Raw genomic sequence first — 17,167 nt, 5'->3', positions numbered from 1 at the left:
AGTGATTAACTTGAATTTTAATATGAATTTATATGACTCATCTTCAAAGCACATAATAGGACAAGAAGAAAATTTAATAGAAATGAAGAAAGAAATTAATGTCTTAAAACAAGAAGAATTTGGATTTCAAGTTCTTATAAATTTAGATAAAGATTATTTCTGCCAATTGGGAAAAACAAACGATGTTCATTGGAAAGGATTAGGGGATAAAATTCGCTTAGAATTAGATATAGATAATAGTTTAAGAGATTACTTTAAAATGAGCTTTTTAGGATATGTAAAAGATGATATGAAAAATTTAGTAGCAGATCCTATACTAGATAAAAAGTCTTTGTATATACAAAAAGATCATCAGATGATTTGGGTAGAGGGAAAAATTCCTGAGAATTATGACAAAGAGACTATTAAATTAAAAATTAAAGCTTTTTACTCTGAAGGATATGAAAGAGAAACACTAGTATCAGAAAAAGAAGTGGAAATTAAAGTTATAGATTACATATTAAAGCCTGTTAAACAAGGTGAGTTTTTCCTAGATTTATGGCAGCATCTGTGCAACTGGGCAAGAGCATATGATGTAGAGTATTTTTCAGATCAGCACTTTGAAATAATAGATAACTATATGAAGGACCTAGGGAACTTAGGTCAAAGAGTTATAGACCTTGTAGTTACAGATTATTCGTGGGCTGGTCAAAGATGTTTTGAAGTCCATGAAAACTTTTCAAATTTATTTGAGATGAATATTGTAAAGGTATTTAAGAATAAAGAAGGTAAAATACAGTGTGATTTTTCTTCATTAGATAGATATATAGATATATGTTTTAAATATGGAATAAAACAAGAGATTAACTTGTTTGGATTAATAGGAAATTGGGATGCTTTTTTATTTGGTAATCCTGTAAAAGAACATAAGGATGCTTTAAGAGTTATATATTATGATGAAAAAGATGGATGCTTTGATTATATAAAAAGTAGAGAAGAATTAAGAGATTATTTATCATCACTTTTTAATCATCTTGTAGATAAAGAGTTATGGGATAAGGTTCAGATAATAAGCGATGAACCTGATAATGCTCAAATATTTAAAGAATGCTCTGATTTTATACAATCAGCTATACCAGAGTATGAAATAAAGTATAAATGTGCAATTCACCATCAAGAATTTTTTGACAAACACGGTGAGAATATACAATCATTATCTCTCAATACTTGTGAATTCGTAAATAATATAGATTCTATAAAAAAGCTAAAAGAAGAAGTTAATAAAAGAGGTGGAGTTTTAACTTGGTATTCATGTTGCTTCCCAGAAAAACTTAATATATTCTTAAAATCACCTCTAATAGAAAGTAGACTTAAAGGATGGTTTACTTATTATTTTGATGTTGATGGATTTTTAAGATGGGCATATGGTATATGGCCTAGAAATGTTTTTGAAGATGCAAGTTATAAGTATCCTAGATGGACTGCTGGAGATATGTTCTTTGTATATCCAGGGAAAAACTTAGAGCCTATGCACAGTGTAAGATATAAGAATTTCTTATTCGGAATTCAAGACTTTAATATATTTAAGGAAATAGAGAACAAAGGGATATCAAAAGATGAAATTTTAAATCAAATAGAAACTCTTTTAGGACGTAAAGAAGAAATGAGAGCTTTACCTGAAAGAAAAGTAAAGATGGACTATTCACTAGATTACAATAAATATAATGATTTGAGAAACAAATTGATTAAAAAATATTTAATTTAAAGGTGATGAAAATGATAAACCCAGAAAGTGCAAGAATAGAAGAATTTGAAGAAGTTATAAAACTGATAAATAAAGTATTTAGAATATCCAATAAATATAATCCTACTATGCAGCAGGAATTTCCTCTGCTTCTTAATAAAGATAATATAGAGAATATGATTGTTATAAAAGAAAATGGAAAAATAGTATCTGATGTAAACTACTTAATTCAAGATGTACTTATACAAGGAATTAAGGTAAAGGTTGCATCAATAGGAGCTGTTTGCACTGGCAGAGAATATGAGGGTAAGGGGTATTCATCAAAAATCTTAGATAAAGTAGAGGAAAAGATGTACGATGATGGTGTAGATATAGTATTGATATCGGGGGATAGAAGTTTATATACAAGAAGAATGTGTAGTAAAGTCAAAAACTTCTATAAATATACTATGGTTCCTAAAGATATTTCATTAAATTTAGATATACAAGAATATGATGAGAAATATATAAATGAAATTATGCAAATGTACAATCAAAACGCTACAAGATATTTTAGAACAAAAGAACAGTTCGAAATATTATTGAAATCTGCTACAACACCATTTGGAAACTATACATATAAAAAATTAATAATAAAGAAAGACGATAAACTAATTGGATATATAGTTATAAGATTAATAGATGAGGAAGGAAAAAAATCAGGACAAATTATAGAGTTAAATTTAGCACCTAATTATGTACATAATACTATTTCTTATCTTTCATATAAGTACGATTTAGATTATATTGATCATTGGGTACATGTAAAAGATTATAAAAATCATATAGAAAAATATGATGAGGTTTGTATAGACTATTTACATGGAACTATAAAAATCATAAATTATGAAAAACTGTGTAAAAGCTTATATTATTATTTCATTCAATATGTAGATAAGAAAACTTTAGATAATACCCAGTTTAAAGATTTAAGTGGAAAATATCTAATAAAATATAAAGATGAAGAAATTTTGATAGAGAATGTAGATAGTTTAAATAAGTTATTTTTCGAGGGGAAAATTAATAAAGAATCTTTAAATGAAAAGCCCCATATTAAAAAGTTTATAAAAGATGTATTCCCAATAAATTTTGTATGGCCTACTAATCTTAACTATCAATAATAAGGGGGATATTATATGAATGCTGTATTAACAAAGATTTCCGACTGTATAGTCAATATGGGAGAAGGAAATATTAAAAATTTAATTATAGAGGCTTTAAAATGTGATGATATACATATAGATGATATCTACAATGAAGGGTTAAATTATGGAATGAACAGAGCTATAGAGTTGTTTGAAAACAAAAAATATTATATACCAGAGGTTATAGTTTGTGCAGATACCTTAAATAAGGGTCTTGAAGTGTTAAGAAGTTATGGAAAAATAAATAAAAAAAGCAAGGGAAAAGTAGTTTTTGCTGTAGTAAAAGGTGACACTCATGAAATAGGAAAAAATATTGTAAAGATTATGCTTGAAGCTGCTGGATATGAAGTTATAGATATTGGAGTAAACATAGATAATAAAGATATAATAGATACAGCTATACAGGAAAAAGCTCAGGTTATAGCAGTTTCATCTATGATGACTACTACTATGAATCAAATGAAAAAATTAATAGAAGAGCTAAATAGCATTGATATTCAAAAAAAACCTTATGTAATTATAGGTGGAGGTTGTATAACTAAAAATTATGCTGTAGAAATAGGTGCTGATGGATATTCAGAAAATGCTCCAAAAGCTGTAAAACTTGTAGATAAATTAATTGGGGGACTGTAAAAATGACTTTATTAGAATATATAAATAGTGAAGAAAGAGGTTTTTTTCTTCCGGATATGGGAACTAATGGACTATTTTTAACAGATTATAAAGCCTATGATGTATATGAAGATCCAAGCAAACAACTAGAAATGGCAAAGGTTATGGATGAAACATTTGAGTCGGATTTTATATATTCATTTTGTGATGGAATAATTTTTTGTGAAACGCTGGGACTTGATATATTAAAGTCAGATTATGACTTCCCAAGCGTATTAAACCATCCAATTAAAGATATAGAAATATTAAAAAAATATGAAGTTCCAGATCCTTATAAAAGTGGGAGAATGCCTGTTAATCTTGAAAGCTTGTCATTAATAGCAAATAATATAGAAAAACCTCTGTATGTTTCTATACAAGGACCATTTACATTGGCAGTTCAGCTTGCAGGAGCAACTCATCTTTTGAGAAGTATAATAACTAATCCTGAATTTGTAGAAAAATTATTAGAGTTTACTACAGAAACTGTTAGAAGATATAGTGTAGCGGTAAATAAAGCAGGTGCTAAATTTATATCTATGTCAGAGCCAGCAGCAGTTATGTTAAATCCAGAAAGATTTGATAAATATGTTGTACCAAATGTAGAGAAAATATACGATGAACTGAGTTGCTGGAAGAGTATGCATATATGTGGAGATACTTCTGATATATTGGATAATATGCTTAGTTGTAGTTTAGATGCTATAAGTTTAGATCAAATTATGAATTACGAAGAGGTAAAATCAAAAATACCGAATGATATTGTATTAATAGGTAATCTTGATCCTATAGAGCTTTTAGGAAGAGGAAAACCAGAGGATATAGAAAAAGAGACTATAAAGTTGATGAAGATTATGAGACAAAATAATAATTATTTATGTGCTTTTGGTTGTAATTGTTTAAATGATACTCCAGTAAAAAATCTACAAAGTGCAATTAAAACAGGAAGAATGAACTATAAAGAATTAGATAGGATACAGATATAATGAAAAATATCGAGAATATATACATAGATAAAAATAGTGTACTGAAATTTTTGGGGTATTCTAAAAGAAAACCTCAAGAAATTATACTAACAAAAATTGATGAAGAGTGTAATACAGCAGCTAAATTTATAAAACCTAAGATATATTTAAAACAATTTAAAATAGATAATGATAACAATCAAATAACTATTGAAAATAAATATATACTTAAAGGAAAATATGTTTTTAACAGGTTAAAAGGGTGCAAAAGTATTTATGTAGCACTTTATACTATAGGAGTAGATATAGAGCATAGGATAAAATATTATACTAATAATAGTGAAATGATAAGAGGTATGATATTAGATAAAATAGGTGTAGTTGCACTAGATTATATAAAAGATAAAATAAAATGTAATATCTTAAATGAAATATCAGATTTAAAAATATCGGCAGAAATATATCCTGGTGAAAGGGATTTTGAAGTATCAAGCCAAAGAATAATATTTGATTTATTAAAGGATGAAAATATTGATATTAAAATCAATGAACATTATCAATTCTTTCCTATAAAAACTGTAGGTGTTATATTTGGGATAGGATCAAAGGAGAATAATATAGATAGATGTCAGAACTGTAAAAATAAATGTTACTAAAAAGCGCACTAGTGTAAACTATTGTGCTTTTTATGTTTTATTTCTGCAACAATCCATATTGTAGCAGGCAAAATAACTTGAAATAAAAAAGCATAGTAGGGCCATGTCGTAAAACTCCATTCAATCATTTCAAAAATACTATCATATATCAGATAAGATAAATTAAGCATTAACATTGCAACAGGGGTTACTATAAACCTATAGTTATTGAAACTAAATAATTTAGCAATTCCATTACAAGCACCTAGCAAACATATACTTATTTTAATAAATCCTCCAGTTAAAAAAGATATAGATGTAATTATTTCAATTCTTTGTATAAAACCACCAATATTCACTTTGGACAGAGCATGTTGTGCAGGAAAAAATAGATTTCCATATAAATTTGATCCTAATACTAAAAGTTCAGTTAATGAAGTTGTAAACACTATAACTCCTCCAATTATTAATCCAAATATATAAACCTTATATGGTGATTGATTATCTTTTAATGATGAAAAAACTAAACAAAACAAAATTGTCTCAGCAAAAGGAAATGAAAAGACACCAAAAGCTCCTTTGATTACAGGTTTTATTCCTTTATCTAATATAGGGAGAATATTATTAATATCTGTATTAGGAACTAACGCTAATACTCCTGTAATTACTAGAAATATAATTAAGCATATAAAAAGTTCTCCCCATCTACCCAAAGGCTCTATTCCACATTTTGTACTCCAAGTACATAAAAAAATAATAAAAGTCATAAGTATAATCATTGGGGTTTTGGATAGTGAAATTGTAACAATAAATTCTCCAAAATTCCTTAAAACTAATGTTCCTAAATGTAATGAAAACCAAATGTATAATATACTAATAAATTTTCCAATAAACTTACCAAAAATTATTTCAAAAATATCAAATAGGTCTTTTTTTGGGAAAAGAGAAAGAAGTCGAGCATAAATCATTAATATCGGAAATGCAAACAGAGTTGATAATATAATAGCTAACCATGAGTCTTTTTCAGCTTCACCGCCAATACCCATTACAAAAGTACTTCCTGTTATAAATAATGTTATAAGACATATACCTTGTTTATCTGAAATAACTTCTTTATTCATTATTTGTTCTCCTAACAGTTAAAAGTCATACCATAGTTTAACCTAAATAGGTTAGTTTAATTCTAAGAAAGAATATCTTTAAGTGTATGAATAGTCCAACTTGCACAGTGGAAAACTAAATAAAAGCAGCAAGAAATAAGGTGATAATATGTCAAAAAATATACATGAAAAAGCAAAGAAAGAAGATAAACCTATATTTTTAAGTATAGGTTACTCGACTTGTCATTGATAGCTTGTCGATAATTACAAGTATTATAGAACTAAGTAAAATAAAAGAATATAGTCTATATCTTAGTTTGAGGGATAGCTTTTTTTATATCACACGACAGCTATATACACAGAGGGGAAGCCTATAGAAAGGAAAATGCGTTCTTTACTTCTTCTCTCCAAAGAAACCATTTATAAAGTTATAGATATACTTTGTTTTCTTAATTAGAAGGAATCATTTTCCACAATTCTTTTTAAGCTATTTCTAACGTCATTGCTATACTCACCGCCATGATAGCATATAATCTTTTTAATATCATACTTCAGTAGCTTATCTATAGAGTGGGTAGCTCTATCCATGTCTAATACAAATTGTGGGTTAGCTATACATAAATTATCATTACACACACCAAGTGCATCTCCAGCAATAAGTGTCTTCTCTTTTGGAATATAAACAGAGATATGTCCGGGCATATGCCCACTTGTATTGATAATCTCTATCCCTTCACAGTATGGAAGAATATCACCATCATTTACAATTGTCACATTATTAATATTTTTTACAGATGCAATCATATCTATAAACTCTTGATTTTTAATCTTATCTTCATCATTTAAAAATATATGATTTTTCTCTGCTTGAATCAGACGTAAAGACTTCTTTTTTCCTGTTATGTAAGGTGCTTGATCTGCAGAACAAAAAACTTCTATATTGGAATAGTGATCAATAATTTCTTTTAATGCTCCCATGTGATCATGATCATGATGAGTAATAATAATTTTGGTGATATCACTTATAGAAAAACCAAGCCTTTTCATAGCTTGTTGGATTTGTTTTTCAAAGTAAGGGTACCCACAATCTACTAAAATTAAATCTTTATCATCATTCAATATTGTTGGATGAATTGTTAATTCAATATCTTTAAATTTAAAATTCAATGGCAATGGCAGAACATACTTTTTCATTTTATCCTCTCTCTCTATAAATTAACTTTTTCTTAAAATTTCTTTTTCACCAGTCGTAGTTAATATTTGATATTTATTGCAGGTTATATAAATGATATTCATTATACAAATTTTTACAAATGTGAACTAATTATATTATATAGAAATTAACATAGACAATCAACCAATGATTCTCTTAATATATGAAAATGAAATTTAATCATTAAATTATATTATTAATTTTGAAATTGATTAATACAGACGTCATTTTATAAGTTTTAATATATCTTTTATTTGCCCCTCTAAAAATAGACTACATCCCGTATATATATATATATATATAATATGATAAACTGTTTATAAATAATAATGCTTTTACAAATTATAGTTTAATATAAATTATTTGTGTGTTGAGAAGCAATCAAATTAAGATATATACAGTAGAAAAGTAATCTAGTAGTGACTTTGTGAAAAATATAAGTTTACTTCTAAATACATTATGCTCAATATTATGTAAAAAAAGATGTGTTGTAAATTAGAAAGGAGAAATAATAATGAGATTCTTTATGACTTCTAAGGATATAGGCATAGATTTAGGAACAACAAATACTTTCTTATATGTAAAAGGACAAGGAATTCTATTAAGAGAACCTTCCGTGGTAACTGTAAACACCAGAAATAGACAAGTTTTAACAGCTGGATTAGATGCTAAGAATATGACAGGTAGAACACCAGAAGGTATTGAAACTATTCAACCCTTAAAGGGTGGAGTAATTGCGAACTTTGATTTAACGGAGCAAATGTTGAAAAAGTTTATTGATAAGGTTAATGGCAAAGGTGTTTTTAAAAGCTCTAGAATTGCAATTTCACATCCTTCAGGAATTACCGAGGTTGAAAAGAGAGCAATTAATGAGGTAATAAGGCAAGTAGGTGCACGTAAGGTTATGTTAATTGAGGAATCTGTGGCTGCAGCCATAGGATCAGGGCTACCTGTAAATGAGCCTGTTGGGAACATGATTATTAATATAGGTGGAGGCACTATTGAGGTGGCAGTTATTTCTCTTCAGGGAATTGTTATAAGCAAAACTTTAAAAGTAGCAGGAGATGAATTAGACAAGGCAATTATTGGCTATGTAAAAAAAGAGTTTAATCTAATTATAGGAGAAAGAACAGCAGAGAAGGTTAAAATTGAGCTGGGTTCTGTATATGTAGAAGATGATGAAAGAAATATGGAAATAAGGGGAAGAGATTTAGTAACTGGGCTTCCAAGGGCTGTTACTATTACAGAGAGTCAAATAAGGGAAGCTTTGAAAGAGCCAGTAATTTCAGTAATTGAAGCGATTAAAGCTGTCATTGAACAAACTCCACCAGAGCTTGCAGCGGATATAATGGACAAGGGTATAATGCTTTCAGGTGGCGGAGCACTTCTAAAAGGATTAAATAAACTTATATATAGTGAAATACATATACCTGCGTATATTGCAGAAGATCCACTTGATTGTGCTGTTCTTGGTGCGGGGAGGTGCCTGGATATGATGGATAAAATTTAACTTAAGTTGCAATTTATTCTAAGATATATTAGTGTCTTATTTATTTTTAAATTTATCTGATATAAATAATATATAAGTGTAAAATGGGAACTATATAGAAAGGATTTATATTTAAAATTTAATTAGGAGGTGATAAATATGACAATAAATACTCGAGTACCCAATAGATTATCTAGGGAAAAGTCTCCTTATTTACTTCAACATGCAAATAACCCTGTTGATTGGTATACATGGGGAGATCAGGCTTTTAAAAAGGCGAAAGATGAAGATAAGCCTGTATTCCTTTCTATTGGGTATAGCTGAATTTACTGTTAATTACGTACTTGTCATTGGTGTCATGTTATGGAAAGGGAAAGCTTTGAAGATAATGATGTTGCAGATATTCTAAATAAATATTTTGTTTCAATAAAGGTAGATAGAGAAGAAAGACCAGATATAGATTCTATATACATGTCATTTTGTCAGACTTTAACAGGGCAGGGAGGGTGGCCTCTTACTGTTATTATGACACCACAAAAAAGACCATTCTATGCAGGAACATACTTTCCTAAAGAAAGTAAATATGGAAGACCTGGATTAATAGACATATTAAAAGAAGTTTCGAAATTATGGAATGAAAAAAGAGAAGATGTTGAAAAATCTAGCGAGCATATTCATAATGCAGTCTCAGAATCTTTGTTTATAAACAAAAAAAGTGAAATGTCAAAGAATATTATACATGATGCATTCGGTGAACTGAATGATATGTATGACAGTATATACGGAGGATTTGGGAATGCACCAAAATTTCCAACTACTCATAATCTCTCATTCTTATTAAGATATTATAAAGCTACAGGAGAAAGAGAAGCATTAGAAATTGTTGAGAAAACTTTAGATAGTATGTATAAGGGAGGCATTTTTGACCATATAGGATTTGGTTTTTCTAGATATTCTACAGATAGAAAATGGCTAGTTCCTCATTTTGAAAAAATGTTGTATGACAATTCATTGATTGCAATTACTTATTTAGAAGCATATCAATTGATGCCAAGTAATCGATATAAACAAATTGCAGAGAAAATATTTACTTATATTCTTAGAGACATGACTTCAACAGATGGAGGATTTTACTCCGCTGAAGATGCAGATTCAGAAGGAGAAGAAGGTAAATTCTATGTATGGGATGTAGAAGAAATAAAAACTGTTTTAGGACAAGAGTATGGGGAACTATTCTGTAAGTATTATGATGTAACATATGGTGGGAATTTTGAAAGTAAGAATATACCAAATCTAATAAATACTTCTTTAAACGAAATGGAGAATAACATAGAATTAAAAGAAAAATTAGATGAATGCATAGATAAATTATTTAAATATAGACTAGATAGGGTACATCCCTATAAAGACGACAAAATATTAACTTCTTGGAATGGATTAATGGTTGCTGCAATGGCATATGGAGGAAGGGTATTAGATAATCTAGATTATATCAATGCTGCAAAAAAAGCAGCTGATTTTGTATTGAATAATTTGAAAAGAGAAGATGGAAGGCTATTAGCAAGATATAGAGATGGTGAAGCAGCACATTTAGCTACAATTGATGATTATGCATTTATGATTTGGGGTTTGATAGAATTATATGAAACAACTTTTGATATAGTATATCTTCAAAATGCTATTGATTTAAATAATGATATGATAAACCTATTTTGGGATAAAAACGAAGGTGGATTCTTTATAAATGGAGAAGATAGTGAAGAATTAGTTGTAAGACCAAAGGATATATATGACGGTGCTACTCCTTCTGGAAATTCTGTAGCTACTATGAATATGTTAAGATTAGCAAAAATTACAGGAAACGAAGAATTAGAAGAAAAAGCTATGTCACAATTTAATGTCTTTGGTGGAAATGTTAAAGAAAACCCTAATTCTTATAGTCACTTTATGATGGCATTTTTATTTGCTAACATAGCTACAAAGGAAGTTGTTATTGTAGGAGATAGAGATGATAAAGATGCACAAAACATGTTAGAGAATATTAATCAGCGTTTTTTACCATTTACAACAGTTATCCTTAATGATGGAGATCCAAAATTATATGAGAGAGTACCTTTTGTAGAAAATCAAGGTATGATTGATAATAAAGCAACAGCTTATATATGTGAAAATTTTTCATGTAATAGGCCTACTTCAGATATAGAGAAGTTTATAGAATTATTAACTGAGATTAATTATCTAGAATAATAATTAAATTAAAGCATTAGTAATACATTAATTTAATTAAAAAATCAGGCGAATTAGTTCGCCTGATTTTTGATATCATCTAATATATCTATTCTTGATAAGTATTTAAAGTATCGTTAACTATTTGCATAGCATCATGAACAGCTTTTAAAGTTTTTTCTATGTTTTCTTTATTCTGAGGTTGTTCTACTGTACTAAGTGCATTATTTAAGTAATCAGTAGAGCTTTGAAGTTGTTGCTTTGCTTTTTGTACGTGTACTTTAGCATTTTCGTTTTCCATTTAAATTTCCTCCATAATATATTTTTTTCTATAAATATATTATGGCTTTAAAAAAAATGATAATTCACAGATTTATGAATTAAAGAGTATAACCAAGTTTTTTTGCTTTATAGTAGCACGATACGAGTGCTGCAACATCATATCTTGCATCGTGAAAGTTCACGTCATCACAGTTAAAAAGTCTTTTAGCTCCGTCTAAAACTTTTTCGGGTTTTATTTGAAGAAATTGCATAGATTCTTCAAGTCTAGGTTTTTTTATTCTTCCACTCTTATTTTTTAAATTCATTATAGGTTTAAAGTATTCCATAGTGCAGAAAAAATCATGTGGATACCATACTACACCATCAAGCCTATTGAATTCTGCATCTACGAATTTTTTATCAAAGTTTACATTATGGGCTATAAAAAGGCCTCCTTGTAAATCATTTGCAACTTCTTTATAAACATCTTTAAATTTTTGCCCGTTTGATAATGATTTTAATATTTCTAAGCTAAAGCCATGGACTTTTTCTGCGGATGGCTCCACATAATCAACATCAAAAAAGAAATTTTTGGCATATGCAACTTTTTCTTCACCTTTATCATTTATATCACATACACAGTATGTAAGTTGAAGTATTTGTCCAGGGTTTAGTCCTGTTGTTTCTGTATCTATAAAAACTTTTTTCATAAAAATCTCTCCTTATTAAAACTATTAGTGCGATTATTACAATTATACACTATTTTAGAGATTGATTGCATTGTGAAATTTATGATATAATGAAATGCTGCTGAAGTGTTCACCTTGCATAACCACTTCTAAAAGAAAACAAGGAGGTATAATAACATGAAATTAGATTCTAAAAAAATAGCAATTATAGGCATAGTTGCCGCTATCTATGCTGTAGCTACAATAGCTATAGCACCTATAAGCTATGGCGCAATTCAATTTAGAATATCAGAAATTCTAACTTTACTTGCATTTATAAATCCTATTTATATACCAGGTTTAGTTTTAGGATGTATCATAGCCAATTTATTCAGTCCACTTGGAATGGTGGATGTTGTAGTTGGAAGTACAGCTACACTTATAAGTGTATACTTAGTAAGTAGAAGTAAAAATTTACTAATAGCAAGCTTTTGGCCGAGCATAATAAATGGTTTGATAATAGGAGCAGAGCTTCATTATCTATTTAATTTACCATACTTAAGTTCAGCAGCATATGTATTGATTGGAGAATTTGCAGTGGTGACAGTACTGGGATATCCGGTATTTAAGACTATTTTAAATAAAGAGAATTTCTTAAAAACACTTAAATTAGGATAAAATAAAAAGAAACAATTAGGGAAGACTAATTGTTTCTTTTTTTCTACGAAGTTTAATCAACGTAGTCTGAAAGACTCATTGGCGTCATGAGTATATGAATTTTGACTTATTAAAAGAAATTCATTATAATGAATGTTAAGGTAGTGATAATTAATATCATTCTTGAAATTGATAAAACTAATTTGAAAGGAAAATACATATGAAAAAAATAATATTATTTATTTTATCTATAAGTTTAATACTAGGAATTACAGGATGTTCTAATAAAGAAATAGAACCTGTATCAAGAGAAACATTTGCTCTTGGAACAATAATAGATTTTAAAGTCTATGATAAAGATCAAGATAAGGCAAATAAAGTTATAGATGAATCTATAAAAAGAATAAAAGATATAGAGCAGAAAATGTCTGCGAATATAGAGGATAGTGAGATAACTACTGTAAATAAAAATGCAGGTAAACAAAGTATTAAAGTAAGTGATGAAACTATGTATGTAGCTAAAAAAGCATTTGAATACAGTGATATTACAAATGGAAGATTTGACCTTACAGTATATCCTTTAGTTAATATTTGGGGTATAGGGACTGAACATGCTAAGGTTCCATCTCAAAGTGAGATAGAGGATGCTATAAGCATTATAGATTACAAGGATGTTGTATTTGACGAAGCTCAAAAAACAATATATTTAAAAAGACAAAATCAAGGTATAGACCTTGGAGCTATAGCAAAAGGTTATGTGGGAGATGAAATAAAAAAGATTTTTATAGAAAATGATATAAAATCAGCATTTGTCAATCTAGGTGGTAATGTAATGGCATATCAGAGTAAAATAGATGGTTCAAAATGGAGAATAGGAATACAAAATCCTTTAGAACCTAGAGGAGAATATCTTGGAATTGCAAGTGTAGAAGATAAATCTATTGTTACATCTGGAAATTATGAAAGGTACTTCGAAGAAGATGGAAAAAGATATCACCATATAATAGATGCTACAATTGGATATCCGGCAGATACAGGAGTTATCAGCACTAGTATTATAACAGAGAGTGGAATAGACGCAGATGCTTTATCTACTAGTGTTTATTTAATGGGTCTTGAAGAAGGTGTGAAGCTTATAGAGTCACTAGATGGTGTAGAGGCTATATTTGTAACTAAGGATAAAGAAGTTTATACAACATCTGGACTTAAGGAGAGCTTTGAACTTACAAATGAGGAATTTAAGTATAAAAACTAAATATATTAATGTTTAACCAAAAGTAGCTATCTAGATTTAGTACAATTTAAATCTAAGTAGTTACTTTTTTCTTTTTATGTAGGGTATCAAAACTATATATAAAAATACTGGGAATACAACGATTTTGTAAACAAAGATTATTTATTAAATCTACCTTGCATATAGTTTCTGTATTTATGAGAAATTAAATTATTGAAAATAGAGTGAAAATAGTTAAATAAGGCAAATATAAACAGAGGGAGAATATAGTAAATCGAAATTTATAAGTAGTAGGAGGATATAATGGAAAATAATATAATTGAAATTATTGAATACGATAGAAAGTATAGAGATGAATATATTAATCTTAATATGAGATGGTTATTGGAGTATGATTTATTGGAAGATAAGGACGAGATAATAATTCAAAATGTTGAAAGAGAAATCTTGGATAAGAATGGAAAAGTTTATTTGCTGAGAAAAAATGAAAAAATAATAGGAACAGTTGCCCTAAAACCATCATCACATGACACCGTTGAGATTTTAAAATTGGCAGTGGATAGTAATTTTAAAGGATTAGGACTTGGAAGAAAATTAATGGAAAAAGCTATTGAGGAGTCATATCAGTTAGGATACAAGAATATAGTTTTGTATACAAATAGCAAATTAAAAGCTGCGATTGGACTATATGAGAAATTGGGTTTTAAAAAAGTAGCTTTAGATGACAGTCACTATGAAGAGGTAGATATAAAAATGATTTATGAAGTAAAAAAAACTATAAAATAGAAATAAAGCGATTAGTTTAATCGCTTTATTTCTATTTTGGATTATTTTTTTATATTATCCATAATATGATCTGCGAATTCTTTTGCTTTTGAATCTATATCGCCTACATTTAATATACTCTTAGGGTCATTAGCTGTTGCCATTAAAGAAAAATTAGGTGGAATATGAAAACCCTTATTTATATTCAAAGCGCCTATAAGTTGTTTTACTACTGAGTCACTTCCTGAGTTTCCAGAAACTATTATAGAAAATATACTTTTATCGTAAAATTTCATTTTTCTATAAAGAACAGTAAGTCTATTTATAACTGCCATAAGCTTAGCAGATATAGCATCGTTGTAGTTTGGGCATATCCATATTATACAATCAGCTTTTTTTATACTAGGTAAGAGCTCTTTAGTTATAGTTCCTCCGTAAAAACAACTGTCATTTTCGCTGTAGTGTTTACATGCTATATAAGAACATCCCTTACAATCTGTTATTGTTCCATTTTCAACGTGAAATTCGTTTATTGTGCAGTTAGTTAGATTTTCTTTTACCATATTCCAAAGCATCAATGTATTAGACGTCTCATAAGAGCTAGCGTGAAGTGCTAGTATATTCGGATTTTCTATACGCTCGTAGTGTTTCTTCATAAAATTTTTAATTAGTTTTTTAGATCGCTGAAAATATATATTATCAAGCTCAAGGTTTAATCTTTTCTTCCATGTCATGAAGTTATTTAAGTCTTTAGTAGCTTCAACTAGGGGGTGCCCTATAAATGAACACCCTATTTGATTTAGTAGAAATATTATATTTTGGGATAAACTCTTTGTGTATAATTCATTTGGACTTTGAACTATTAATATTGCACTTGAGTTATTTAAAGAGTCTTTTCCTCTTTTATATAATTTAGATATTATAGAGAATAAAGTATTGTTAAACCCACAATCATCAAGCTCTAATGCAAATAATATTTTTTTATTTTTAAGATCGGGTAAGTTTGATTCTTCTTCAATAAATATAGTATTCAAATCGTCAGTTAGACTATGTATAAATGATTTGAATTCTTGTGATGCACTTGGCATTACAATATAAAGAGTATTCATAATAACACTTCCCTCGATTAAATATTAGAATTTGAAGCAGTCTATATCATTTAAATCTTTATAAGTATTTTTTATTCTATTTAACAATTGTTCTGGAAGATGTAGCATTTCTATTTCGACTCCAGATTGTGTCAATCTGTTCTTAGCACCCATAAATACATTTCCTGTATAAGTTGAGCTATAGTTCCAATTGCCTTTCATAGTATTTATAAGTGACAGGGCTCCTGATGATAAAGCTGGAGCAATATAAGGCTTGAATCCGGTATTTCTAACGTCTATATTTGCATTTATAGCTTTATCAGTAAGATTTAGAGATAATTCTTCATTGTAATTATTTATACTATTAGCTATTATAAGACCTTTTCCGTGAGGTCCAAAGGCTCTGCCTTCATTTATATATTTTTCTGTATTAGAATCTTTTTTAGAGTAATATATAGCTCTGGCATTCATAACTCCAAGGCCATAACCTCTAATTTGATCTGAGCTTAGACCAAGAAAGTCTAAATTTCCATTTTCATCCTTATTACTAGATATAAAGGAAACCTTGCAAAGTGGATCTACAGGGTCTGATACCACTGCAAATATTCCCTTAAAGCAAGAATTACGAGCTTTTCTAGCGTAATGACTTACTATTTTTGCATTTTCTTCAAATTGAATCATTCTAACATCAGATACATTTGATCCAACAGGAGGTATTCCTTTTGATGCGCAAAATACGAATATATCGCAGTCAAACAGTTCATTTTCTTCTACTACGCTTATTTGTGGCATAGACTCATCGGAAAATGGATCTATTATTTGGTTCATTTCATACTCTAGCCTTTGAAGATTAGATTTATTTAATCCATATAAACCTATGCAGTTTATAGTATTGCCACCTAAAAGCTTAAGACCTATTAAAAGAGTAGATCCTACATCACCAAGGCCTACTATATTAACTCTCCACGATTTAGGTAAAGTATAATTTATTGAATCTTTCCAATTAAGGTAATTTGTATTTATACCCATAACCTTTCTATCGTTTATTTTATCCATTATCCATAAAGGAGTATTACACTTAAAATCATCACATATATCGATTAGATTTGTATTTTCTTCTTCTAAATAAAGCAAACTTGGATGTGAAACACAAAACATTCTTCTTGAATTTAATGGATTTAATTTATTTAAAAAATATATGGTATCTTCGTTGTTCATTGCCTCAGTTTCTGATATTTCATCTAAATCGTAATTAAAGTTTGAGAATAGAACTTTATCATCTAATTTATAAAAAAACATTTAATCATC

General features: G+C 28.5%; 16 protein-coding genes and 1 pseudogene. 11 read left to right on the top strand and 6 right to left on the bottom strand.

Annotated elements, in window-relative coordinates; all coding sequences use genetic code 11:
• The first annotated feature begins 10 nt into the window (after positions 1–10).
• From M2214_RS12370 to M2214_RS12350, 5 genes are read left to right on the top strand one after another with little or no spacing between them, the layout of a single operon-like run.
• Positions 11–1,744 carry a DUF4091 domain-containing protein gene (locus M2214_RS12370; protein WP_248478797.1) on the top strand — a complete coding sequence of 578 codons (1,734 nt, stop codon included), beginning with the start codon at positions 11–13 and terminating at the stop codon, positions 1,742–1,744.
• 11 nt (positions 1,745–1,755) lie between these two features.
• Positions 1,756–2,883 (top strand): GNAT family N-acetyltransferase, encoded by a 1,128-nt coding sequence (locus M2214_RS12365; RefSeq protein WP_248478795.1) that lies wholly within the window; start codon positions 1,756–1,758, stop codon positions 2,881–2,883.
• Between the two features lie 15 nt (positions 2,884–2,898).
• Positions 2,899–3,540, top strand: coding sequence for a cobalamin B12-binding domain-containing protein (locus M2214_RS12360; protein ID WP_248478786.1), 642 nt, complete (start codon positions 2,899–2,901; stop codon positions 3,538–3,540).
• 2 nt (positions 3,541–3,542) lie between these two features.
• Entirely contained in the window at positions 3,543–4,544 is a 1,002-nt protein-coding gene (locus M2214_RS12355; protein ID WP_248478784.1) for a uroporphyrinogen decarboxylase family protein, read from the top strand.
• A complete protein-coding gene (locus M2214_RS12350; RefSeq protein ID WP_248478782.1) occupies positions 4,544–5,179 on the top strand; it encodes a hypothetical protein in 636 nt (211 codons plus the stop codon). The genes M2214_RS12355 and M2214_RS12350 overlap by 1 nt, the downstream gene beginning before the upstream one ends.
• An 8-nt stretch (positions 5,180–5,187) precedes the next feature.
• Here M2214_RS12350 and M2214_RS12345 read toward each other — a convergent pair whose 3' ends face one another.
• Positions 5,188–6,279: a GerAB/ArcD/ProY family transporter gene (locus M2214_RS12345; RefSeq protein ID WP_248478780.1), complete on the bottom strand. Its 1,092-nt coding sequence runs from the start codon at positions 6,277–6,279 to the stop codon at positions 5,188–5,190.
• A 148-nt stretch (positions 6,280–6,427) separates the two neighbouring features.
• Between M2214_RS12345 and M2214_RS18455 the strand changes: the two genes are divergently transcribed.
• Positions 6,428–6,508, top strand: a complete 81-nt coding sequence (locus tag M2214_RS18455; RefSeq protein ID WP_408648330.1) for a DUF255 domain-containing protein — start codon at positions 6,428–6,430, stop codon at positions 6,506–6,508.
• 203 nt (positions 6,509–6,711) lie between these two features.
• Here M2214_RS18455 and M2214_RS12340 read toward each other — a convergent pair whose 3' ends face one another.
• Positions 6,712–7,431 carry an MBL fold metallo-hydrolase gene (locus M2214_RS12340; RefSeq protein WP_248478778.1) on the bottom strand — a complete coding sequence of 240 codons (720 nt, stop codon included), beginning with the start codon at positions 7,429–7,431 and terminating at the stop codon, positions 6,712–6,714.
• A 554-nt stretch (positions 7,432–7,985) separates the two neighbouring features.
• Here M2214_RS12340 and mreB point away from each other — a divergent pair.
• Positions 7,986–8,981: a rod shape-determining protein gene (gene mreB / locus M2214_RS12335; RefSeq protein WP_305879800.1), complete on the top strand. Its 996-nt coding sequence runs from the start codon at positions 7,986–7,988 to the stop codon at positions 8,979–8,981.
• Positions 8,982–9,119: 138 nt separating this feature from the next.
• Positions 9,120–11,207: pseudogene (locus M2214_RS12330) on the top strand (thioredoxin domain-containing protein).
• An 88-nt stretch (positions 11,208–11,295) separates the two neighbouring features.
• On the opposite strand, the gene M2214_RS12325 reads toward M2214_RS12330, so the two are convergent.
• Together M2214_RS12325 and M2214_RS12320 are read right to left on the bottom strand one after the other, a co-directional pair.
• Positions 11,296–11,487: an EscE/YscE/SsaE family type III secretion system needle protein co-chaperone gene (locus tag M2214_RS12325; RefSeq protein WP_248478776.1), complete on the bottom strand. Its 192-nt coding sequence runs from the start codon at positions 11,485–11,487 to the stop codon at positions 11,296–11,298.
• Between the two features lie 79 nt (positions 11,488–11,566).
• Complete coding sequence (locus tag M2214_RS12320) at positions 11,567–12,157, bottom strand: 3'-5' exonuclease (RefSeq protein ID WP_248478774.1); 591 nt, start codon at positions 12,155–12,157, stop codon at positions 11,567–11,569.
• 156 nt (positions 12,158–12,313) lie between these two features.
• On the opposite strand from M2214_RS12320, the gene M2214_RS12315 reads away from it, so the two are divergent.
• From M2214_RS12315 to M2214_RS12305, 3 genes are all read left to right on the top strand, one after another.
• Positions 12,314–12,793, top strand: coding sequence for a QueT transporter family protein (locus tag M2214_RS12315; RefSeq protein WP_248478772.1), 480 nt, complete (start codon positions 12,314–12,316; stop codon positions 12,791–12,793).
• A 199-nt stretch (positions 12,794–12,992) separates the two neighbouring features.
• Positions 12,993–14,027, top strand: coding sequence for an FAD:protein FMN transferase (locus tag M2214_RS12310; RefSeq protein ID WP_248478764.1), 1,035 nt, complete (start codon positions 12,993–12,995; stop codon positions 14,025–14,027).
• Positions 14,028–14,309: 282 nt separating this feature from the next.
• Positions 14,310–14,792, top strand: a complete 483-nt coding sequence (locus tag M2214_RS12305; RefSeq protein WP_248478762.1) for a GNAT family N-acetyltransferase — start codon at positions 14,310–14,312, stop codon at positions 14,790–14,792.
• A gap of 41 nt (positions 14,793–14,833) precedes the next feature.
• Here M2214_RS12305 and M2214_RS12300 read toward each other — a convergent pair whose 3' ends face one another.
• A complete protein-coding gene (locus M2214_RS12300; RefSeq protein ID WP_248478760.1) occupies positions 14,834–15,880 on the bottom strand; it encodes a flavodoxin family protein in 1,047 nt (348 codons plus the stop codon).
• Between the two features lie 24 nt (positions 15,881–15,904).
• Positions 15,905–17,158 carry a lactate/malate family dehydrogenase gene (locus M2214_RS12295; protein WP_248478758.1) on the bottom strand — a complete coding sequence of 418 codons (1,254 nt, stop codon included), beginning with the start codon at positions 17,156–17,158 and terminating at the stop codon, positions 15,905–15,907.
• Positions 17,159–17,167: the final 9 nt, after the last annotated feature.

It is taken from the genome of Tepidibacter aestuarii (genome assembly GCF_934924865.1).
In the GTDB taxonomy this organism is placed as follows: domain Bacteria; phylum Bacillota; class Clostridia; order Peptostreptococcales; family Peptostreptococcaceae; genus Tepidibacter_A; species Tepidibacter_A aestuarii.
Note: the sequence above shows the minus strand (reverse complement) of the source record. Positions and strands in the feature narration are given on the sequence as shown.

What these genes read in the sequence shown, in the direction of transcription:
- M2214_RS12345 (WP_248478780.1), bottom strand. Translation starts at nt 6,279, where the DNA reads ATGAATAAAGAAGTTATTTCAGATAAACAAGGTATATGTCTTATAACA.
- M2214_RS12365 (WP_248478795.1), top strand. Translation starts at nt 1,756, where the DNA reads ATGATAAACCCAGAAAGTGCAAGAATAGAAGAATTTGAAGAAGTTATA.
- M2214_RS12310 (WP_248478764.1), top strand. Translation starts at nt 12,993, where the DNA reads ATGAAAAAAATAATATTATTTATTTTATCTATAAGTTTAATACTAGGA.
- M2214_RS12300 (WP_248478760.1), bottom strand. Translation starts at nt 15,880, where the DNA reads ATGAATACTCTTTATATTGTAATGCCAAGTGCATCACAAGAATTCAAA.
- M2214_RS12305 (WP_248478762.1), top strand. Translation starts at nt 14,310, where the DNA reads ATGGAAAATAATATAATTGAAATTATTGAATACGATAGAAAGTATAGA.
- M2214_RS12320 (WP_248478774.1), bottom strand. Translation starts at nt 12,157, where the DNA reads ATGAAAAAAGTTTTTATAGATACAGAAACAACAGGACTAAACCCTGGA.
- M2214_RS18455 (WP_408648330.1), top strand. Translation starts at nt 6,428, where the DNA reads ATGTCAAAAAATATACATGAAAAAGCAAAGAAAGAAGATAAACCTATA.
- M2214_RS12355 (WP_248478784.1), top strand. Translation starts at nt 3,543, where the DNA reads ATGACTTTATTAGAATATATAAATAGTGAAGAAAGAGGTTTTTTTCTT.
- M2214_RS12360 (WP_248478786.1), top strand. Translation starts at nt 2,899, where the DNA reads ATGAATGCTGTATTAACAAAGATTTCCGACTGTATAGTCAATATGGGA.
- M2214_RS12315 (WP_248478772.1), top strand. Translation starts at nt 12,314, where the DNA reads ATGAAATTAGATTCTAAAAAAATAGCAATTATAGGCATAGTTGCCGCT.
- M2214_RS12350 (WP_248478782.1), top strand. Translation starts at nt 4,544, where the DNA reads ATGAAAAATATCGAGAATATATACATAGATAAAAATAGTGTACTGAAA.
- M2214_RS12295 (WP_248478758.1), bottom strand. Translation starts at nt 17,158, where the DNA reads ATGTTTTTTTATAAATTAGATGATAAAGTTCTATTCTCAAACTTTAAT.
- M2214_RS12325 (WP_248478776.1), bottom strand. Translation starts at nt 11,487, where the DNA reads ATGGAAAACGAAAATGCTAAAGTACACGTACAAAAAGCAAAGCAACAA.
- mreB (WP_305879800.1), top strand. Translation starts at nt 7,986, where the DNA reads ATGAGATTCTTTATGACTTCTAAGGATATAGGCATAGATTTAGGAACA.